The organism is Endozoicomonas sp. GU-1 (genome assembly GCF_027366395.1).
Lineage (GTDB): Bacteria > Pseudomonadota > Gammaproteobacteria > Pseudomonadales > Endozoicomonadaceae > Endozoicomonas.
The window spans coordinates 703,048-725,876 of sequence record NZ_CP114771.1 but is presented as its reverse complement, the minus strand read 5'-3'; the positions used below and the strand labels follow the sequence as shown (position 1 = coordinate 725,876).

Sequence of the window (22,829 nt, the reverse complement as noted above, 5' to 3'; positions counted from 1 at the left end):
AATTAATGAAATATAATTATGGATAGACGTTCTGCTGGTATCAGTGGTCAATACGCAAGATCAGGTAACGGTTACAACCAACCGAATGGCCATGCCCCTTCTTCAGGGCGTGGGCGATATAGACATGCCACAGTCAGACAGCGGGGTAGTCACCCCCGCTCTATCCCTGGATGTAATGAATTTCACCATTCTACCGGCACACGCCCTTCTCAATATTTACTTCACCGTTCAGTCAACTCTGCTCAAGAGTTTAATGTCCTCATCAAACAGGAAATAATGGATGATCTGGTGAGTAAATCGCATCGTTTCGGTCATCGCTATGATGGGAGAGATCACGGCCTGTATGCCAGTTCAGTTAAAAAATACACGTTAGCGGCTAAAAGACCGTTAAATCGAGCGGAACAAAGCCAGCTGATGCGTTTGCTGCAAAATTTCACCGCAACCCGGAGCTGGAATTGGCGAAGCCTGACGACAACAATGCACTCATTGACTTCAGCGGGTGTGTTTACCGTTCATAAACCCATGGATGCGCGAGTTAAACTTACTCAAGCTGCCTTATTGTCAACGCTATTTGATTCAATAACATTTAACTGCAACCAAAAACCTGAAGCCAGAAATATTGATGCCCAGGGTGTCGCGAACCTGCTGTGGGCCATGGCAAAAATATTGGACAACGGGCAGGAGCGGACACCAGAGTTCAACGAGGCCGTTGTCGCGCTGTTGCCCCACGTGAACGCACAGAAAGGCCAATTTAAGACCCAGGGTATTGCCAACCTGCTGTCGGCCATGGCAAAGCTGGTGGACAACGGGCAGGAGCGGACGCCAGAGCTCAACGAGGCCGTGGCTTCGCTGTTGTCCCATGTGAACGCACAGAAGAAAGACCAATTTAATACCCGGCATATTGCCAACCTGCTGTGGGCCATAGCGAAACTGATGGACAACGGGCAGGAGCAAACACCAGAGTTCAACGCGACCTTGGGCGTACTACTGCTCCGAGTGAGGGCTCAGAAAGCTCACTTTAAACCTCAGGAAATCACCAACCTGTTGTGGGCCATGGCGAAACTGGTGGACAACGGGCAGGAGCAGACACCAGAGCTCAAAGAGGCTGTGGCCGCACTGTTGCCCTGTGTGAACACACAGAAAGACCAATTTAATCCCCAGGATATCGCCAACCTGATGTGGGCCATGGCGAAACTGGTGGACAATGGGTACGAGCAGACACCAGAATTCAACGAGGCCGTGGCCGTACTGTTGCCCCTCGTGAACGCACAGAAACCTGACTTTAAGCCACAGGGGATCGCCAACCTGCTGTGGGCCATGGCGAAACTGGTGGACAACGGACAGGAGCGAACACCAGGGCTCAAAGAGACCGTAGCCGGACTTTTGCCCCTCGTGATCGGACAGAAAGACCAATTTAATGCCCAGGGGATCGCCAACCAGCTTTGGGCCATGGCGAAACTGGTGGACAACAAGCAGGAGCAGACACCAGAGCGCAAAGAGGCTGTGGCCGCACTGTTGCCCTGCGTGAACACACAGAAAGCCCAATTTAATCCCCAGGATATCGCCAACCTGCTGTGGGCCATGGCGAAACTGGTGGACAACGGGTACGAGCAGACACCAGAATTCAATGAGGCCGTGGCCGCACTGTTGCCCCAAGTGAATGCACAGAAAGCTAACTATGAAGCACAGGCAATTACCAACCTGCTGTGGGCCATGGCAAAGCTGGTGGACAACGGGCTGGAGCAAACACCAGACCTCAAAGAAGCTGTGGCCGCACTGTTGCCCCACGTGAATGCACAGAAAGACCAATTTAATGCCCAGGGTATTGCCAACCTGCTGTGGGCCACGGCCAAACTGGGTGAACTCGTTGAGCTGAACGTGGCTACCTCTACGTTCGAATCGCTCGTCTGTCGAATCAGTGAGAACCTTCAGTTTTCTCAGGAAGGGATATCGATGTCTCTCTGGGGAGTCATGGTATACTGTGCCAGGATGGCTCTATACTCCAATACCTATAAAAATAACGTGCTTGAAAAGCACATGGGTGACCTGTTGACTCGCCTGGAACATACCTCGCCAGATAATGTAGGTGATCAATCCGTCATGATCATGGCCGCAAGTTGGCTTGGCAGAGCCTCTCCGGTCGTCCCCCATTACCAGAAAACCATTTCAAAAACCCAGGCTGACTTCCGCGATCAACTCCAATCATCTATTCCATCTCTGCAGATTGAAGAAGAAAAGAGTCTGAACTCATTACCTCCGGTTGACCTGCTACTGCCAGATCACAACATAGTGATCGAAGTTCAGGGCCCCTTTCATTACGTGGGTGGTGATTTCAATACCAGGAACGGTTCGACTCTGCTGAAAATCGCACTGTTGCAAAAATCCGGATTTGAGGTCATTGAAATTCCGGGTAACATGCTCTTTAGTCATGATTTAATGAAACCATACATTGATCAAATAAAGACCAGGATAAGCATCCTGCCAAAGGAGCATGGCTTTGTATCACATAAAAGAGCGTGGACAGATGCTGCATACGTTACAGCCGAAGAACATTTAGCAGAGCAAACCAACCCAACAAAAAGGCAGAAAACAAGCAACCAGTAATCGCCTTCCTCCCATCATGACTCAAGTAAACTTTTCCGCGAAATGAACTTCTGAACAGAACAGCAGTCTGCTTTTTATATTCATGAATAAATGAAATATAATTATGGATAAAAGTTCTGCCGGTATCAGTGATAATTACGCAAGACCAGGTAATGATTACAACCAACCGGATAACTATGCTGCTACTTCAAAGCGTGGACGGTATAGACAGTGTACAGTCAGACATCAAGATAATCCCCCCCGCTCTACCCCGTGGCATAATCAATTTTACCATTCTTCAGGCCCATGCTTTTCTCAACATCCAGTGCGCCGTTCTGTCAACCCGACTCAGGATTTTAATGCCCTCATCAAACAGGAAATAATGGATGATCTGGTGAGTAAATCGGGTCGTTTCGGTCATCGCTATGATGGGAGAAATCATGGGCAATATGCCAGTTCAATTAAAAAATACACGACAACTGCTAAAAGACCGCTAAGTCGAACAGAACAAAGCCAGCTGATGCGCTTGCTGCAAAATTTCTCAGCAACCCGAAGCTGGAATTGGCGAAGCCTGACGACAACACTGCACTCATTTACTTCAGCGGGTGTTTTTACCCCTCATAAACCCATGGATGAGCGTGTTCAGCTCACTCAGGCTGCCTTATTATCGACGCTATTGGATGCAATAATATTCAAGTGCAACCAAAAACCTGAAACCAGTGATATTGTTGCTCAGGAAATCGCTAACCTGCTGTGGGCCATGGCGAAACTGGTGGACAACGGGCAGGAGCTGACCGCAGGACTCAAAGAGGCTGTGGCCGTGTTGTTGCCCCACGTAAACGTACAGAAAGATCAATTTGTTCCTCAGGCTATCGCCAACCTGCTGTGGGCCATGGCGAAACTGGTGGACAACGGGCTGGAGCGGACACCAGATTTCAACCAGGCCGTGGTCGCGCTGTTGCCCCACGTGAACGCACAGAAACCTAACTTTAAACCACAGGGTATCGCCAATCTGCTGTGGGCCATGGCGAAACTGGTGGACAATGGACAGGAGCAGACACCGGGGCTCAAAGAGGCCGTGGTCGCGATGTTCCCCCAGGTGAATGTACAGAAAGACCAATTTATTCCTCAGCATATCGCCAACCTGCTGTGGGCCATGGCGAAACTGGTGGACAACGGGCTGGAGCAGACACCAGATTTCAACCAGGCCGTGGTCGCGCTGTTGCCCTGCGTGAACAAACAGAAAAACCAGTTTATTCCTCAGCATATCGCCAACCTGCTGTGGGCCATGGCGAAACTGGTGGACAACGGGCTGGAGCGGACACCAGGCCTCAACGGGGTCGTGACCGTGCTGTTGCCCCAAGTGAACGCACAGAAAGCTGACTTTAAACCACAGGAAACCACCAATCTGGTATGGGCCATGGCGAAGCTGGTGGACAGCGGGCTGGAGAAAACACCAGAGTTCAAAAATGCTATGGCCGCGCTGTTGCCCCACGTGAATGCACAGAAAGACCAATTTATTCCCCAGCATATCGCCAACCTCTTGTGTGCCATGGCGAAACTGATAGACAACAGGTACGAGCAGACACCGGAGTTCAACGAAACCGTGGCTGTGCTGTTGACCTGCGTGATCGTACAAAAAGCGAACTTTAACCCACAGGAAATCGCCAACCTGCTGTGGGCCCTGGCGAAACTGGTGGACAACGGGCAGAAACAGTTACCAGGACTCAACGAAGCTGTGGTCGCGCTGTTGCCCTGCGTGATCGTACAAAAAGCAAACTTTAACCCACAGGAAATCGCCAACCTTTTTTGGGCCATGGCGAAACTGGCGAATAACGGGCAGGAGCAGACACCAGGGCTCAACGAGGCTGTGGTCGCGCTGTTGCCCCTCGTGAACGCGCAGAAAGACCAATTCAATGCCCAGGCTATTGCCAACCTTCTGTGGGCCACGGCCAAACTGGGTGAACTCATTGAGCTGAATCTGGCTACCTCTACGTTCGAATCGCTTGTCTATCGAATCAGTAAGAACCTGCAGTTTTCTCGGGAAGAGATATCGATGTCTCTCTGGGGAGTAGTTGTATGCTGTGCCAGGTTGGCTCTAGACTCCAATGCCAATAAAACTAATGTGTTTGAAAAGCACATGGATGACCTGTTGACTCGCCTGGAAAATACCTCGCCAGGAAAAGAAGATGATCAATTCATCATGTTCATGGCCGCAAGTTGGCTTGGCAGATTCTGTCCGGTCGTTCTCCATTACCAGACAGCCATCTCAAAAACCCAGGCCGGCTTCCACGATCAACTCCAATCATCTATTCCATCTTTGAAGATTGAAGAAGAAAAGAGTCTGAACTCATTGCCTCCGGTTGACCTGCTTTTGCCAGATCACAATATTGTGATTGAAATTCAGGGACCATATCATTACCTGGGTGGTGATTTTAAAACCAGGAAAGGTTCGACTCTGCTGAAAATCGCACTGCTGCAAAAAGCAGGATTTGAGGTCATTGAAATCCCGGCTAACCGGCTTTTGAACAAAGATTTAATGAAACCCTATATTGATCAAATAAAGATCAGGATAGGCATCCCGCCACAGGGGCATGACTCTGTTTCACTTAAAAGAGGGTGGACAGATGCTGCATACGGGACTGGTGAAGAACATTTACAAGAGCAAACCAACCCGGCAAAGAGGAAGAAAACAAGCATCCACTAATCGCCTTCCTTCCATCATGACTCAAGTAAACTTTTCCGCACAATGAACTTCTGAGCAGAACAGCAGTCTGCTTTTTATATTTTCATGAATTAATGAAATATAATTATGGATAGAAGTTCTGCTGGTATCAGTGGTCAATACGCAAGATCAGGTAATGATGACAACCAACCGAATGACCGTGCCGCTTACAGGCGTGGGCGATATAGACAAGCCACAGTCAGACAGTGGGATAATACTCCACGCACAACCCCGAGGCGTAATAAAGTTTACCATTCTGCTGCCGCAGGCCCTTCTCAATATCTACTACACCGTTCAGTAAACCCTGCTCAAAATTTTAATGCCCTCACCAAAAAGGAAATAATGGCTGGTCTGTTGAGTAAATCGGATCGTTTCGGTCATCGCTATGATGGGAGAGATCACGGTCTATATGCCAGTACAATTAAAAAATACACGTCAGCGTCTAAAAGGCCTTTAAATCAAGCGGAACAAAGCCAGCTGATGCGTTTGCTGCAAAATTTCACAGCAACACGGAGCTGGAATTGGCGAAGCCTGACGACAACACTGCACTCATTTACTTCAGCGGGTGTTTTTACCCTTCATAAACCCATGGATGAGCGTGTTCAGCTCACTCAAGCTGCCTTATTATCGACGCTACTGGATGCAATAATATTCAATTGCAACCAAAAACCTGAAGCCAGTGATATTGGAGCTCAGGAAATCGCCAATCTGCTGTGGGCCATGGCGAAACTGGTGGACAACGGGCAGGAACTAACACCAGGGCTCAACGAGGCCGTAGCCGTGTTGTTGCCCCACGTGAACGTACAGAAAGACCAATTTATTCCTCAGCATATTGCCAACCTGCTGTGGGCCATGGCGAAACTGGTGGACAATGGGCAGGAGCGGACACCAGGGCTCAACGAGGCCATGGCCGCCCTGTTGCCCTTCGTTAGCGCACAGAAAGACCAATTTATTCCTCAGGCTATCGCCAACCTGCTGTGGGCCATGGCGAAGCTGGTGGACAACGGGCTGGAGCGGACACCAGGGCTCAACGAGGCCGTGGTCGCCCTGTTGCCCCTCGTGAACGCACAGAAAGACCAATTGATTTCTCAGCATATCGCCAACCTGCTGTGGGCCATGGCGAAACTGGCGGACAACGGACTGGAGCAAACACCAGGGCTCAAAGAGGCCGTGGCCGCGCTGTTGTCCCACGTGAACGCACAGAAAGCTAACTTTAAACCACAGGGTATCGCCAACCTGCTGTGGGCCATGGCGAAACTGGTGGACAATGGGCTGGAGCAGACACCAGAGTTCAACAAAGCCTTGGCCGCGCTGTTGCCCCACGTGAACGCGCAGAAACCTAACTTTAAACCACAGGTAATCGCCAACCTGCTGTGGGCCATGGCGAAACTGGTGGACAGCAGGCAGGAGTGGTCACCAGCGCTCAAAGGGGCTGTGGCCACACTGTTGCCCCACATGTACGCACAAAAAGCTAACTTTAAGCCACAGGAAATCGCCAACCTGCTGTGGGCCATGGCGAAACTGGTGGACAGCAAGCAGGAGTGGTCACCAGCGCTCAAAGGGGCTGTGGCCGAACTGTTGCCCCACGTGTACGCACAAAAAGCTAACTTTAAGCCACAGGAAATCACCAACCTGCTGTGGGCCATAGCGAAACTGGTGGACAACGATCAGGAGCAGACACCAGAGTTTAAAGAGGCGGTGGCTGCGCTGTTGCCCCGGGTGAGCGAACAGAAAGGCCAATTTAATGCCCAGGGTATTGCCAACCTGCTGTGGGCCACTGCGAAACTGGGTGAGCTCGTTGAGCTGAACATGGTTACATCCACGTTTGAATCGCTTGTCTACCTAATCAGTGAAATCCCTCAGCTCTCTCAGCAAGATATATTGATGTCTCTCTGGGGAGTCATGGTTTGGTGTGCCAGGTTGTCTCTGGTTCCCAATGCCAATAAAAATAACGTGCTTGAAAAGCACATGGATGACCTGTTTACTCGCCTGGAAAATACATCCCCAGAAAATGCAGAGGTTCAATCCATCATTGCCATGGCCGCAAGTTGGCTTGGGAGAGCGTGTCCGGTGGTCCCCCATTACCAGACCACCATTTCAAAAAACCAAGCCGACTTTCGTGATCAACTCCAATCATCTATTCCATCTTTGAAGATTGAAGAAGAAAAGAGTCTGAACTCATTACCTCCGGTTGACCTGCTTCTGCCAGATCACAACATTGTGATTGAGGTGCAGGGCCCCTCTCATTACGTGGGTGGTGATTTCAACACCAGGAATGGTTCGACTATGCTTAAAATCGCACTGTTACAAAAAGCAGGATTTGAGGTCATTGAAATCCCGACTAACCAGCTTCTGAAGAAAGATTTAATGAAACTATATGTTGATCAAATAAAGATCAGAATAGGCATCCCGCCATAGGGGCATGGCTTTGTATCACTTAAAAAAGCGTGGACAGATGCTGCATACGTTACTGCCGAAGAACATTTAGCAGAGCAAACCAACCCGGCAAAGAAGAAGAAAACAAACAGCCAGTAATCGCCTTCCTCCTATCATGACTCAAGTAAACTTTTCCGCACAATGAACTTCTGCGCAGGACAGCAGTCTGCTTTTTATATTTTCATGAATGAATGAAATATAATTATGGATAAAAGTTCTGCTGGTATCAGTGGTCAATACACAAGATCAGATAACGGTTACAACCACCCGAATGGCCGTACCCCTTCTTCAAGGCGTGGGCGATATAGACATGCCTCAGTCAGACAGCGGGATAGTCACCCCCGCTCTACCCCGGGATGTAATAAATTTCACCATTCTTCTGGCACAAGCCCTTCTCAATATTTAATGCACCGTTCAGTAAACTCTGCTCAAGATTTTAATACCCTCATCGAACCAGAAATAATGGCTGGTCTGGTGAGGAAATCAAAACGTTTCGGTCATCGCTATGATGGGAGAGATCACGGCCTGTATGCCAGTTCAGTTAAAAAATACACGTTAGCTGCCAAAAGACCGTTAAATCGAGCGGAACAAAGCCAGCTGATGCGTTTGCTGCAAAATTTCGCAGCAACGCGGAGCTGGAATTGGCGAAGCCTGACGACAACATTTCACTCATTGACGTCAGCAGGTGTTTTTACCCCTCATAAACCCGTGGATGAGCGTGTCAAGGGTACTCAAGCTGCCTTATTGTCAACGCTACTGGATACAATAAGATTCAAGTGCAACAAAAAAGCTGAAGCATGGGATATTGATGCCCAGGGAATCGCCAACCTGCTGTGGGCCATGACGAAACTGGTGGATAACGGTCAAGAGCAGACACCAGAATTCAACAAGGCCATGGCCGCGCTGTTGTCCCACGTGAACGCACAGAAAGCTCACTTTAACCCACAAGAAGTCGCCAATCTGGTGTGGGCCATGGCGAAACTGCTGGACAACGGGCAAGAGCGAACAGCAGAGCTCAACGAGGCCGTGGCCGCCCTGTTGCCCCTCGTGCAAGCACAGAAAAACCAACTTAATGCCCAGGGCATTGCCAACCTGCTGTGGGCCATGGCGAAACTGGTGGACAATGGGCTGAAGCGGACACCAGGGCTCAACGAGGCCGTAGCCGCACTGCTGCCCCTCGTGAAAACAAAGAAAAACCAATTTATTTTTCAGCACATCACCAACCTGCTGTGGGCCATGGCGAAACTGGTGGACAATGGGCAGGAGCAGACACCAGAGCTCAACGAGGCCGTGGCTGCCCTGTTGCCCCTCGTGGACGCACAAAAAAACCAACTTAATGCCCAGGGTATTGCCAACCTGCTGTGGGCCATGGCGAAACTGGTGGACAACGGGCAGGAGCAGACACCAGAGTTCAACGAAGCCCTGGCCAAGCTGTTGGCCCACGTTAACGCACAGAAACCTGACTTTAAACCACAGGGGATTGTCAATCTGCTGTGGGCCATGGCGAAACTGGTGGACAACGGGCAGGAGCAGACAGCTGAGCTCAAAAAAGCAGTGACCGCGCTGTTGCGCCACGTGAACGCACAGAAAGCTAACTTTAATCCTCAGCAAATCACCAACCTGCTGTGGGCCATGGCAAAACTGGTGGATAACGGGCAAGAGCAGACAGCTGAGCTGAAAAAAGCAGTAACCGCGCTGTTGCGTCACGTGAACGCACAGAAAGCTAACTTTATTCCTCAGGAAATCACCAACCTGCTGTGGGCCATAGCAAAACTGGTGGACAACGGGCAGGAACAGACACCAGAACTCAACGAGGCCGTGGCCGTGCTGTTGCCCCACGTGAACGCACAGAAAGACCAATTTATTCCTCAGCACATCGCCAACCTGCTATGGGCCATGACGAAACTGGTGGACAGCGGACAGGAGCCGACTCCAGGACTCAGCAAGGCCATAGCCGCGCTCATGCCCCACGTGAACATCCAGAAAGCTAACTTTAAACCACAAGGTATCGCCAACCTGCTGTGGGCCATGGCAAAACTGGTGGACAACGGGCAGAAGAAGATACCAGGGCTCATGGAGGCCGTAGCCGCGCTGTTACCCCGCATGCACGCACAGAAAGACCAATTTAATGCCCAGGGTATCGCCAACCTGCTATGGGCCATGGCGAAACTGGTGGACAACGCGCAGGAGCGGACACCAGAGCTCAACGAGGCTTTGGTCGCGCTGTTGCCTCTCGTGAACGCACAAAAAGCTAACTTTAAACCACATGAAATCGCTAACCTGCTTTGGACCATGGCGAAACTGGGTGAACTCCTTGAGCTGACCGTGGTTACCTCTACGTTCGAATCGCTTGTCTATCGAATCAGTGAGAACCCTCAGTTTTCTCAGCAAGAGATACCGTTGTCTCTTTGGGGAGTAATGGTATGCTGTGCCAGGTTGTTTCTGGATTCCAATGCTAATAAAAGCAACGTGTTTGAAAAGCACATGGATGACCTGCTCACTCGCCTGGAAAATACCTCGCCAGACAATGAAGAGGAACAATCCATCATTACCCTGGCTGCCAGTTGGCTTGGCAGAGCCTGTCCAGTCGTTCGCCATTACCACACAAACAGTTCAAAAAACCAGGTCGACTTCCGCGATCAACTCAAATCATCTATTCCATCTTTGAGGATTGAAGAAGAAAAGAGTCTGAACTCATTACCTCCGGTTGACCTGCTACTGCCCGATCACAACATGGTGATTGAAGTTCAGGGACCGCGTCATTACGTAGGTGGTGATTTCAAAACCAGGAATGGTTCGACTCTGCTGAAAATCGCACTGTTGCAAAAAGCAGGATTTGAGGTCATTGAAATCCCGGCTAACCAGCTTTTGAAGAAAGATTTAATGAAACCCTATATTGATCAAATAAAGATCAGGGCAATCATCGCGCCACAGGCTCATGACGGTGTATCACTTAAAAGAGGGTGGGCAGATGCTGCATACGTGACTGGTGAAGAACATTCAAAATAGCAAACCAACCCAGCAAACAGGAAGAAAACAAGCAGCCAGTCATCGCCTTCCTCTCATCATGACTCAAGTAAACTTTTTTGCAAAATGAACTTCTCAACAGAACAGCAGTCTGCTTTTTATATTTTCATGAATTAATGAAATATAGTCATGGATAAAAGCTCTGCTGGCATCAGTGGTAAATACACAAGATCAGATAACGGTTACAACCAATCGAATGGTCATGCTCCTTCCTCAAGGCGTGGGCGATACAGGCATGCCACAGTCAGACAATGGAATAATTCCCCCCACACTGCACCAGGTCGCAATGAATTTTACCATTCTCCCGGCACACGCTCTTCTCAACATCTACAGTGCCGTTCAGTAAACTCTGCTCAAGATTTTAATGCCCTCATCAAACAGGAAATAGTGGATGATCTGGTGAGTAAATCGGAACGTTTCGGTCATCGCTATGATGGGAGAAATCACGGTCAGTATGCCAGTTCAATTAAAAAATACTCATCAGCTGTTAAAAGACCGTTAAATCGAACAGAACAAAGCCAGCTGATGCGTTTGCTGCAAAATTTTACCGCAACCCGGAGCTGGAATTGGCGAAGCCTGACGACAACACTTCATTCATTGACTTCAGCGGGTGTTTTTACCCCTCATAAACCCGTGGATCAGCGTGTTAAGCTCACTCAAGCTGCCTTATTGTCCACGCTTCTTGATGCAATAATATTCAAGTGCAACCAAAAACCTCAAGCCAGGGATATTGATGCCCTGGGAACCTCCAACCTGCTGTGGGCCATGGCGAAACTGGTGGACAACGGGCAGAAGCAGACACCAGAGTTCAAAGAGACCGTGGCCGCCCTGTTGCCCCACGTGAATGCACAGCAAGACCAATTTATTCCTCAGGGTATCACCAACCTGCTGTGGGCCATGGCGAAACTGGTGGACAACGAGGAGTGGACACCAGAGCTCAAAGAAGCAGTGGCCGCGCTGTTACCCCATGTGAACGCACAGAAAGACCAATTTATTCCTCAGCATATCGCCAACCTGCTGTGGGCCTTGGCGAAACTGGTGGACAACAGGCCTGAGCGAACACCAGGGCTCAAAGAGACCGTAGCCGCGATGTTGCCCCTCGTGGTCGCGCAGAAAGACCAATTTAATTCCCAGGGGATCACCAACCAGCTGTGGGCCGTGGCAAAACTGGTGGGCAACGGGCAGGACCGGACACCAGAGCTCAAAGAGGCGGTGGCCGCGCTGTTGCCCCAGGTGACCGCACAGCAAGACCAATTTAATGCCCAGGGTATCGCCAACCTGCTGTGGGCCATGGCGAAACTGGTGGACAACGGCCAGGAGCGGACGCCAGAGCTCAAAGAGGCCGTGGCCTCGCTGTTGCACCACGTGAACGCACAGAAAGACCAATTTATTCCTCAGCATTTTGCCAACCTGCTGTGGGCCATGGCGAAACTGGTGGACAACGGGCTGGAGCGGACACCAGAGTTCAACGAGGCCGTGGCCGTGCTGTTGCACCACGTGAACGCACAGAAAGACCAATTTATTCCTCAGCATTTTGCCAACCTGCTGTGGGCCATGGCGAAACTGGTGGACAACGGGCTGGAGCGGACACCAGAGTTCAACGAGGCCTTGGCCGCGCTGTTGCCTCTCGTGAACGCACAGAAAGCTCACTTTAAACCACAGGGGATCGCCAATCTGCTGTGGGCCGTGGCAAAACTGGTGGACAACGGGCAGGACCGGACACCAGAGCTCAATGAGGCAGTGGCCGCGCTATTGCCCCACGTGAACGCACAGGAAGTCCAATTTAATGTCCAGGATATCGTCTGCCTGCTGTGGGCCATGGCAAAACTGGTGGACAAAGGGCAGGAGCGAACACCAGAACTCAAAGAGGCCGTGGCCGTGCTATTGCCCCAAGTGAATGCACAGAAAGCTAACTTTACACCACAGGAAATCGCCAACCTGCTGTGGGCCATGGCGAAACTGGTGGACAGCGGGCTGGAGACAACACCAGAGCTCAAAGAGGCTGTGGCCGCGCTGTTGCCCCACGTGAATGCACAGAAAAACCAATTTATTCCCCAGCATATCGCCAACCTGGTGTGGGCCATGGCGAAACTGGTGGACAACGGGCAGGAGCAGACACCAGAGCTCAAAGATGCTGTGGCCACGCTGTTGCCCCGCGTGAATACACATAAAGACCAATTTATTCCCCAGCATATCGCCAACCTGCTGTGGGCCATGGCAAAACTGGTGGGCAACGGGTACGAACAGCCACCAGAGTACAGCGAAACGGTGGCTGCGCTGTTGACCTGCGTGATCGTACAAAAGGCTAACTTTAACCCACAGGAAGTCGTCAACCTGCTGTGGGCCATGGCAAAACTGGTGGATAACGGGCAGGAGCAGACACCAGGGCTCAACAAGGCTTTGGTCGCGCTGTTGCCCCTCGTGAACGCACAGAAAGACCAATTTAATGCCCAGGCTATTGCCAACCTGCTGTGGGCCACGGCCAAACTGGGTGAACTCATTGAGCTGAACCTGGCTACCTCTGCGTTCGAATCGCTTGTCTATCGAATCAGTGAGAACCTTCAATTTTCTCAGGAAGAGATATCGATGTCTCTCTGGGGAGTCATGGTATGCTGTGCCAGGTTGGCGCTAGACTCCAATGCCAATAACAATAACAATAACGAGTTTGAAAAGCACATGGATGACCTGTTGACTCGCTTGGAAAATACCTCGCCAGATAATGAAGAAGAACAATCCAACATGATCATGGCTGCAAGTTGGCTTGGCAGAGCCTGTCCGGTCGTTCGCCATTACCAGAGAACCATTTCAAAAACCCAGGCCGACTTCCGCGATCAACTCCAATCATCTATTCCATCTTTGAAGATTGAAGAAGAAAAGAGTCTGAACTCATTACCTCCGGTTGACCTGCTTCTGCCAGATCACAACATGGTCATTGAAGTGCAGGGCCCCTCTCATTACGTGGGTAGTGATTTCAAAACCAGGAATGGTTCGACTCTGCTGAAAATCGCACTGTTGCAAAAATCCGGATTTGAGGTCATTGAAATTCCGGTTAACAGGCTCTTGAGTCAGGATTTAATGAAAACATACATTGATCAAATAAAGACCAGGATAGGTATCCCGCCACAGGAGTATGGCTCTGTATCACTTAAAAGAAGGTGGGCAGGTGCTGCATGCATTACTGGTGAAGAACATTTAGCAGAGCAAACCAACCCGGCAAAGAGGAAGAAAACAAACAACCAGTAATCGCCTTCCTCCCATCATGACTCAAGCAAACTTTTCCAGAAAATGAACTTCTGAACTGCACAGCAGTCTGCTTTTTATATTTTCATGCATTAATGAAATATAATTATGGATAGAAGTTCTGCCGGTAGCAGTGGTCAATACGCCAGATCAGGTAATAATGACAACCAACCGAATGACCATGCTGCTTCCAGGCGTGGGCGGTATAGACAAGCCACAGTCAGACAGCGGGATAATACCCCACGCACAACCCCGGGGCGTAATAAATTTTACCAGTCTTCTGCCACAGGCCCTTCTCAATATTTATTGCGCCGTTCAGTAAACCCTGCTCAAAATTTTCATGCCCTCATCAAACAGGAAATAATGGATGATCTGGTGAGTAAATCGGATCGTTTAGGTCATCGCTATGATGGGAGAGATCACGGCCTGTATGCCAGTTTAATTAAAAAATACTCATCAGCTGCTAAAAGACCGTTAAATCGAGCGGAACAAAGCCAGCTGATGCGTTTGCTGCAAAATTTCGCAGCAACGCGGAGCTGGAATTGGCGAAGCCTGACGACAACATTTCACTCATTGACCTCAGCAGGTGTTTTTATCCCTCATAAACCCATTGATGAGCGTGTCAAGCGTACTCAAACTGCCTTATTGTCAACGCTACTGGATGCAATAAGATTCAAGTGCAACAAAAAAGCTGAAGCATGGGATATCGATGCCCAGGGAATCGCCAACGTGCTGTGGGCCATGACGAAACTGGTGGACAACGGGCAGGAGCAGACATCAGAATTCAACAAGGCCATGGCCGCGCTGTTGCCCCACGTGAACGCACAGAAAGCTCACTTTAAACCACAGGAAGTCACCAACCTGGTGTGGGCCATGGCGAAACTGCTGGACAACAGGCAGGAGCGTACAGCAGAGCTTAACGAGGCCGTGGCCGCCCTGTTGCCCCTCGTGCAGGCACAGAAAAACCAACTTAATGCCCAGGGCATTGCCAACCTGCTGTGGGCCATGGCGAAAATGGTAGACAACAGGCAGGACCGGATACCAGGACTCAAAGAGACCGTGGCCGCGCTGTTGCCCCATGTGAACGCACAGAAAGACCAATTTATTCCTCAGGCTATCACCAACCTGCTATGGGCCATGGCGAAGCTGGTGGACATCGGGCAGGAGCGGATACCAGAGCTCAACGAGACCGCGGCCGCGCTGTTGCCCCGCGTGAATGCACAGAGAGACCAATTTATTCCTCAGCATATCGCCAACCTGCTGTGGGCCATGGCGAAACTGGTGGACAATGGGCAGGCGCGGACACCAGAACTCAAAGAGGCCGTGGCGGCGTTGTTGCCCCACGTTAAGGCACAAAAAGACCAATTTATTCCTCAGCATATCGCCAACCTGCTGTGGGCCATGGCGAAACTGGTGGATAACGGCCAAGAGTGGACACCAGAGTTCAAAGAGGTCGTGGCCGCGCTGTTGCCCCGCGTGAACGCACAGAAAAACCAATTTAATGCCCAAGAAATCGCCAACCTGATGTGGGCCATGGCGAAACTGGTGGACAACGGGCAGGAGCCGACACCAGAGCTCAAAAGGGCCCTGGCCGCGCTGTTGCCCCACGTGAACGCACAGAAAGCTCACTTGAAACCACAGGAAATCACTAACCTGCTGTGGGCCATGGCAAAACTGGTGAACAACGGGCTGGAACGGACACCAGGTCTTAACGAGGCCTTGGCCGTGCTGTTGCTCCAAGTGAACGCAAAGAAAGACCTGTTTATCCCTCAGCATATTGCCAACATGCTGTGGGCCATGGCGAAACTGGTGGACAACGGACTGGAGAAAACACCAGAGCTCAAAGATGCTGTGGCCGCGCTGTTGCCCCACGTAAATGCACTGAAAGACAAATTAACTCCCCAGCATATCACCAACCTGCTGTGGGCCATGGCAAAACTGGTGGACAACAGGTACGAGCAGACACCAAAGTTCAACGAAGCGGTGACTGTGCTGTTGACCTGCGTGAACACACAGAAAGACCAATTTAATACCCAGTGTGTCACCAACCTGCTGTGGGCCATGGCGAAACTGGTGGACAACGGGCAGGAACAGTCAGCAGAGCTCAAAGAAGCCGTGGCCGTGCTGTTGCCCCTCGTGAACTCACAGAAAGACCAATTTATTCCTCAGGGTATCGCCAACCTGCTTTGGGCCATGGCGAAACTGGGTGAACTCGTTGAGCTGAGCGTGGTTACCTCTACGTTCGAATCGCTTGTCTATCGAATCAGTGACAACGCTCAACTCTCTCAGCAAGCGATATTGATGTCTCTCTGGGGAGTAATGGTATGCTGTGCCAGGTTGACTCTGGACTCCAATGCCAATAAAAGTAACGTGTTTGAAAAACACATGGATGACCTGTTCACTCGTCTGGAAAATACATCGCCAGACAATAAAGAGGAACAATCCATCATTACCATGGCTGCAAGTTGGCTTGGCAGAACCTGCCCGCTCGTTCGCCCATACCATACAAACATTTCAAAAATCCAGGTCGACTTCCGTGATCAACTCCAATCATCAATTCCATCTTTGAGGATTGAAGAAGAAAAGAGTCTGAACTCACTGCCTCCGGTTGACCTGCTGCTACCAGATCACAACATGGCTATTGAAGTTCAGGGACCGTCTCATTACGTGGGTGGTGATTTCAACACCAGGAATGGTTCGACTCTGCTGAAAATCGCACTGTTGCAAAAAGCAGGATTTGAGGTCATTGAAATCCCGGCTAACCAGCTTTTGAGCAACGATTTAATGAAACCCTATATTGATCAAATAAAGATCAGGATAGGCATACCACCACAGGGGCATGACTCTGTTTCACTTAAAAGAGGGTGGACAGATGCTGCATACGTTACTGGTGAAGAATATTTACAAGAGCAAACCAACCCGGCAAAGAGGCAGAAAACAAACAGCCAGTAATCGCCTTCCTCCCATCATGACTCAAGTAAACTTTTCCACAAAATGAACTTCTGAACTGCACAGTAGTCTGCTTTTTATATTTTCATGCATTAATGAAATATAATTATGGATAGAAGTTCTGCCGGTATCAGTGGTCAATACGCAAGATCAGGTAATAATGACAACCAACCGAATGACCGTGCCGCTTCCAGGCGTGGGCGATATGGACAAGCCACAGTCAGACAACGGGATAATACCCCACGCACAACTCCGGGGCGTAATAAATTTTACCATTCTTCTGCCGCAGGCCCTTCTCAATATTTACTGCGCCGTTCAGTAACCCCTGCTCAAAATTTTCATGCCCTCATCAAACAGGAAATAATGGATGATCTGGTGAGTAAATCGGATAGTTTCGGTCATCGCTATGATGGGAGAGATCACGGCCACTATGCCAGTTCAATAAAAAAATACACGTCAGCGTCTAAAAGACCGTTAAATCGAGCGGAACAAAGCCAGCTGATGCGTTTACTGCAAAATTTCACAGCAACGCGGAGCTGGAATTGGCGAAGCCTGACGACAACACTGCACTCATTGACTTCAGCGGGGGTTTTACCCCTTATAAACCCATGGATGAACGTGTTAAGCGTACTCAAGCTGCCTTATTATCGGCGCTACTTGATGCAATAATATTCAAGTGCCAGCAAAAACCTCCCGCCCGGGATATTGATGCCCATGGAATCGCCAACCTGATGTGGGCCATGGCGAAACTGGTGGACAGCGGGCAGAACCGGATACCAGAGCTCAAAGAGGCCGTGGCCGTGTTGTTGCCCCATGTGAACGTACAGAAAAAACAATTTATTCCTCAGGGAATCGCCAACCTGCTGTGGGCTATGGCGAAACTGGTGGACATCGGGCAGGAGCAGACACCAGAACTCAACGAGACCGTGTCCACGCTGTTGCCCAGCGTGAATGCCCAGAAAACTGACTTTAAACCACAGGAAATCAATAACCTGATGTGGGCCATGGCGAAACTGGTGGACAACGGCCAGAAGTGGGCATCAGGCCTCAAAGAGGCTGTGGCCGTAATGTTGCCCCACGTGAACGCAGAGAAAGACCAGTTTATTCCTCAGCATATCGCCAACCTGCTGTGGGCCATGGCGAAACTGGTGGACAACGGCCAGGAGCGGACACCAGAACTCAAAGCGACCGTAACCGCACTGTTACCCCGCGTGAATGCACAAAGAGACCAGTTTAATGCCCAGGGTATCGCCAACCTGCTGTGGGCCATGGCAAAACTGGTGGACAACGGGCTGGAGCCGACACCAGAGCTCAAAGAGGCCGTGGCCGGGCTGTTGCCCCACGTGAACGCACAGAAAGAACAATTTACTGCCCTGGCTATTGCCAACCTGCTGTGGGCCATGGCGAAGCTGGTGGACAACGGCCAGGAGCAGACACCAGAACTGAACGAGACCGTGGCCGCGTTGTTGCCCCACGTGAATGCACAGAAAGACCAGTTTATTCCTCAGCATGTCGCCAACCTGCTGTGGGCCATGGCAAAACTGGTGGACAAAGGACTGCAGCGGTCACCAGGTCTTAACAAAGCCATAGCCGTGCTGTTGCCCCTGGTGAACACACATAAAGACCGGTTTATTCCTCAGCATATCGCCAATCTGCTGTGGGCCATGGCGAAACTGGTGGACAAAGGGCTGAAAAAAACATCAGAGCTCAAAGATGCTGTGGCCGCGCTGTTGCCCAGCGTAAATGCACTGAAAGACCAATTTATTCCCCAGCATATCACTAACCTGCTGTGGGCCATGGCAAAACTGGTGGACAACAGGTACGAGCAGACACCGGAGTTCAGCGAAGCTGTGGCTGCGCTGTTGCCCAACGTAAATGCACAGAAAGAGCAATTTAATGCTCAGTGTGTCACCAACCTGCTGTGGGCCATGGCGAAACTGGCGGACAGTGAGCAGGAGCAGACACCAGGGCTCAACGAAGCTGTGGTCGCGCTGTTGCCCCTTGTGAACGCACAGAAAGACCAATTTAATGCCCAGGGTATTGCCAATCTGCTGTGGGCCACGGCCAAAATGGGTGAACTCATTGAGCTGAACCTGGCTACCTGTACGTTCGAATCGCTTGTCTATCGAATCAGTGAGCAGCTGCAGTTTTCTCAGAAAGAGATATCGATGTCTCTCTGGGGAATAATGGTATGCTGTGCCAGGTTGGCTCTAGACTCCAATGCCAATAAAAATAACATCCTTGAGAAGCACATGGATGACCTGTTAACTCGCCTGGAAAATACCTCGCCAAATAATAAAGAGCATCAATCCATCATGATCATGGCCGCAAGTTGGCTTGGCAGAACCTGTCCGGTCATTCTCGATTACCAGACGACCATTTCAAAAACCCAGGCCGACTTCCGCGATCAACTCAAATCATCTATTCCATCTTTGCAGATCGAAGAGGAAAAGAGTCTGAACTCACTGCCTCCGGTTGACCTGCTTTTGCCAGATCACAACATGGTGATTGAAGTTCAGGGATCGTCTCATTACGTAGGTGGTGATTTCAAAACCTGGAAGGGTTCGACTCTGCTGAAAATCGCACTGCTGCAAAAAGCAGGATTTGCGGTCATTGAAATCCCGGCTAACCAGCTTTTTGACAACGATTTAATGAAACCATACATTGATCAAATAAAGACCAGGATAGGCATCACGCCACAGGAGCATGGCTCTGTACCACTTAAAAGAAGGTGGGCAGGCGCTGCACACGTTACGGGTGAAGAACATTTAGCAGAGCAACCCAACCCGGCAAAGAAGAAAACAAGCAACCAGTAATACCCTTTCTCCCATCATCTTAAGTAAACTTTATTGCACAATGAACTTTTGAACAAAACAGCAGTCTGCTTCTCATATTTTCATGAATTAATGAAATATAATTATGGATAGAAGCCCTGCTGGTATCAGTGGTCAATACCCAAGATCAGGCAATGATGACAACCAACCTAAGGATCATGCCGCTTCTTCAAGCCGTGGGCGATATAGACATGCCACAGTCAGGCAATGGGGTCATCCCCCCCCGCACAGCACCGGAGCGCAATGAAATTTGCCATTCTTCTGCTACACACTCTTCTCAATATCTACTGTGCCGTTCAATAAGCAATGCTCGAGATTTTAATGCTCTCATCAAACAGGAAATAATGGATGGTCTGGTGAGTAAATCGGATCGTTTCGGTCATCGCTATGATGGGAGAGATCACGGTCTATATGCCAGTTCAATTAAAAAATACACATCAGCTGCTAAAAGACCGTTAAATCGAGCTGAACAAAGCCAGCTGATGCGTTTGCTGCAAAATTTCACAGCAACACGAAGCTGGAATTGGCTAAGTCTGGCGACCACACTGCATTCATTTACTTCAGCGGGTGTTTTTACCCCTCATAACCCCATGGATGGGCGTGTCAAGCGTACTCAGGCTGCCTTATTGTCAACGCTACTTGATACAATAATTTTCAAGTGCAACCAAGCATCTCACGCCAGGGATATTGCTGCCCAGGGTGTTGCCAACCTGCTGTGGGCCTTGGCGAAACTGGTGGATAACGGCCAGGAGCAGACACCAAAGTTCAACGGGGCCGTGGCCGCGCTACTGCCCCACGTGAACCCACAGAAAAAACAATTTATTCCTCAGCATATCGTCAACCTGCTGTGGGCCATGGCGAAGCTGGCGGACTACGGACAGGAGCGGACACCAGAATTCAACGCAGCCGTGGCCGCGCTATTGCCCCACGTAAATGTGCAGAAAGCTAACTTTACCGCCCAGGGAATCGCCAACCTGCTGTGGGCCATGGCGAAGCTGGTAGACAACGGACAGGAGCTGGCACGAGGCTTCAAGGAAGCCCTGGCCACGCTTTTACCCCATGTGAACATACAGAAAGGCCAATTTATTCCGCAGCATACCACCAACCTGCTGTGGGCCATGGCGAAACTGGTGGACAATGGGCAAGAGCAGACACCAGTGCTCAAAGAGGCTGTGGCGGCGCTGTTGCCCCACGTGAACGCACAAAAAAACCAATTTAATGCCCAGGGTGTCACCAACCTGCTGTGGGCCATGGCGAAACTGGTGGACAATGGGCAGGAGCGGACACCAGAACTGAACAAGGCCGTGGCCGCGCTGTTAACCCGCGTAAACGCACAGAAAGACCAATTTAATGCCCAGGGTATCACCAACCTGCTGTGGGCCATGGCGAAACTGGTGGACAACGGGCTGGAGCCGACACCGCTGCTCAAAGAGGCCACGGCCGCGCTGCTGCCACTCGTGAACACAGCAAAAGCTAACTTTAACCCACAAGAAATCACCAACCTGCTATGGGCCATGGCGAAACTGGTGGACAACGGGCTGGAACGGACACCGCTGCTCAAAGAGTCCGTGGCCGCACTGTTGCCACTCGTCAACACAGCGCAAGCTAACTTTACTCCACAAGAAATTGCCAACCTGCTATGGGCCACGGCGAAACTGGTGGGCAACGGCCTGGATCGGACACCACAACTCAACAAAGCCGTGGCCGTGCTGTTGCCTCACGTGAATGCAGCGAAAGCTAACTTTAACCGACAAGAAATCGCCAACCTGCTATGGGCCATGGCGAAACTGGTGGACAACGGTGAGGATAGGACACCAGAGCTTAAAGAGGCTGTGCACTCGCTGTTGCCACACGTGAACGCACAGAAAGATAACTTTAAACCACAGGGAATCGCCAACCTGCTGTGGGCCATGGCGAAACTGGTGGACAACGGGCAGGAGCAAACACCAGACTTTAACGGGGCCGTGACCGCGCTGTTGCGCCACGTGAACACACAGAAAGCTAACTTTAAGCCAAAGGAAATCGCCAATGTGCTGTGGGCCACGGCGAAACTGGGTGAGTTCGTTGAGCTGAACCTGGTGACCTCTATGTTCGAATCGCTTGTTTACCGGATCAGTGAAAACCCTCAGCTCTCACAGCAAGGCCTGTTGATGTCTCTCTGGGGGGTAATGGTTTGCTGTGCCAGATGGTCTCTGGACTCCAATAACAATAACTGGCTTGAAAAACACATGGATGACTTGTTCACTCGTCTGGAAAATACATCGCCAGACAATGAAGAGGAACAATCCATCATTACCATGGCTGCAAGTTGGCTTGGCAGAACCTGTCCGATCGTTCGCCATTACCACACAAGCATTTCAAAAACCCAGGCCGACTTCCACGATCAACTCCAATCATCTATTCCATCTTTGAAGATCGAAGAAGAAAAGAGGCTGAACTCACTGCCTCCGGTTGACCTGCTTCTGACAGATCACAACATTGTTATTGAAGTTCAGGGCCCTTCTCATTACGTGGGTGGTGATTTCAAAACCAGGAATGGTTCAACTCTGCTGAAAATCGCACTGTTGCAAAAAGCAGGATTTGAGGTCATTGAAATTCCGGTTAACAGGTTCTGGAATCAGGATTTAATGAAACCATACATTGATCAAATAAAGACCAGGATAGGCTTCCCGCCGCATGGGCATGGCTCTGTATCACTTAAAAGAAGTTGGGCAGATGCGGCATACGTTACTGCTGATGACAGGCAACCCTCAGATCCCGGTTATTTAACTGCCGCAGAACATTCAGAGGAACAAACCGGTAAACCCGCAAAGAGGAAGAAAACAAACAGCCAGTAATCGCCTTCCTCCCATCATGACTCAATAACCTTTTTCACGTTCCGGGAAGGAATGCCAGCGTTGAACACCTGTTGCCCCGGATGATTTGCAAATAACGGACTAATGGCATCAGGAGTAGATGTATTTCCCCAACCGTTTACATTTATAGACATTTCAGCAAAATGAACTTTTGAACAAAACAGCAGTCTGCTTTTTATA

10 protein-coding genes are annotated in these 22,829 nt (G+C 50.3%); all 10 read left to right on the top strand.

The genetic code is table 11. From position 1 onward, the window contains the following. Window positions 1-18: 18 nt before the first annotated feature. On the top strand, window positions 19-2,604 hold the full coding sequence (locus tag O3276_RS02880; protein ID WP_269674285.1) for a DUF1601 domain-containing protein: 2,586 nt from the start codon (window positions 19-21) through the stop codon (window positions 2,602-2,604). A gap of 103 nt (window positions 2,605-2,707) precedes the next feature. Then, window positions 2,708-5,290: an RAP domain-containing protein gene (locus O3276_RS02875; protein ID WP_269674284.1), complete on the top strand. Its 2,583-nt coding sequence runs from the start codon at window positions 2,708-2,710 to the stop codon at window positions 5,288-5,290. A gap of 105 nt (window positions 5,291-5,395) precedes the next feature. Beyond that, window positions 5,396-7,726, top strand: a complete 2,331-nt coding sequence (locus tag O3276_RS02870; protein ID WP_269674283.1) for an RAP domain-containing protein — start codon at window positions 5,396-5,398, stop codon at window positions 7,724-7,726. Window positions 7,727-7,948: 222 nt separating this feature from the next. Continuing rightward, window positions 7,949-10,753 carry a DUF1601 domain-containing protein gene (locus O3276_RS02865; RefSeq protein WP_269674282.1) on the top strand — a complete coding sequence of 935 codons (2,805 nt, stop codon included), beginning with the start codon at window positions 7,949-7,951 and terminating at the stop codon, window positions 10,751-10,753. 147 nt (window positions 10,754-10,900) lie between these two features. Continuing rightward, complete coding sequence (locus O3276_RS02860; RefSeq protein ID WP_269674281.1) at window positions 10,901-14,014, top strand: RAP domain-containing protein; 3,114 nt, start codon at window positions 10,901-10,903, stop codon at window positions 14,012-14,014. 105 nt (window positions 14,015-14,119) lie between these two features. Next, entirely contained in the window at window positions 14,120-16,963 is a 2,844-nt protein-coding gene (locus O3276_RS02855; protein ID WP_269674280.1) for an RAP domain-containing protein, read from the top strand. A 105-nt stretch (window positions 16,964-17,068) separates the two neighbouring features. Further along, window positions 17,069-17,629 carry a hypothetical protein gene (locus tag O3276_RS02850; RefSeq protein ID WP_269674279.1) on the top strand — a complete coding sequence of 187 codons (561 nt, stop codon included), beginning with the start codon at window positions 17,069-17,071 and terminating at the stop codon, window positions 17,627-17,629. After that, window positions 17,569-19,776, top strand: a complete 2,208-nt coding sequence (locus tag O3276_RS25410) for a DUF1601 domain-containing protein (RefSeq protein ID WP_332328240.1) — start codon at window positions 17,569-17,571, stop codon at window positions 19,774-19,776. The genes O3276_RS02850 and O3276_RS25410 overlap by 61 nt, the downstream gene beginning before the upstream one ends. Window positions 19,777-19,879: 103 nt before the next feature. Continuing rightward, complete coding sequence (locus tag O3276_RS02840; RefSeq protein WP_269674278.1) at window positions 19,880-20,041, top strand: hypothetical protein; 162 nt, start codon at window positions 19,880-19,882, stop codon at window positions 20,039-20,041. Between the two features lie 97 nt (window positions 20,042-20,138). Further along, on the top strand, window positions 20,139-22,631 hold the full coding sequence (locus O3276_RS02835; RefSeq protein ID WP_269674277.1) for an RAP domain-containing protein: 2,493 nt from the start codon (window positions 20,139-20,141) through the stop codon (window positions 22,629-22,631). The last annotated feature ends 198 nt before the right edge of the window (window positions 22,632-22,829 follow it).

Coding starts and splice junctions, on each gene's coding strand:
- O3276_RS02880 (WP_269674285.1), top strand. CDS start 19: ATGGATAGACGTTCTGCTGGTATCAGTGGTCAATACGCAAGATCAGGT.
- O3276_RS02875 (WP_269674284.1), top strand. CDS start 2,708: ATGGATAAAAGTTCTGCCGGTATCAGTGATAATTACGCAAGACCAGGT.
- O3276_RS02870 (WP_269674283.1), top strand. CDS start 5,396: ATGGATAGAAGTTCTGCTGGTATCAGTGGTCAATACGCAAGATCAGGT.
- O3276_RS02865 (WP_269674282.1), top strand. CDS start 7,949: ATGGATAAAAGTTCTGCTGGTATCAGTGGTCAATACACAAGATCAGAT.
- O3276_RS02860 (WP_269674281.1), top strand. CDS start 10,901: ATGGATAAAAGCTCTGCTGGCATCAGTGGTAAATACACAAGATCAGAT.
- O3276_RS02855 (WP_269674280.1), top strand. CDS start 14,120: ATGGATAGAAGTTCTGCCGGTAGCAGTGGTCAATACGCCAGATCAGGT.
- O3276_RS02850 (WP_269674279.1), top strand. CDS start 17,069: ATGGATAGAAGTTCTGCCGGTATCAGTGGTCAATACGCAAGATCAGGT.
- O3276_RS25410 (WP_332328240.1), top strand. CDS start 17,569: ATGGATGAACGTGTTAAGCGTACTCAAGCTGCCTTATTATCGGCGCTA.
- O3276_RS02840 (WP_269674278.1), top strand. CDS start 19,880: ATGGATAGAAGCCCTGCTGGTATCAGTGGTCAATACCCAAGATCAGGC.
- O3276_RS02835 (WP_269674277.1), top strand. CDS start 20,139: ATGGATGGTCTGGTGAGTAAATCGGATCGTTTCGGTCATCGCTATGAT.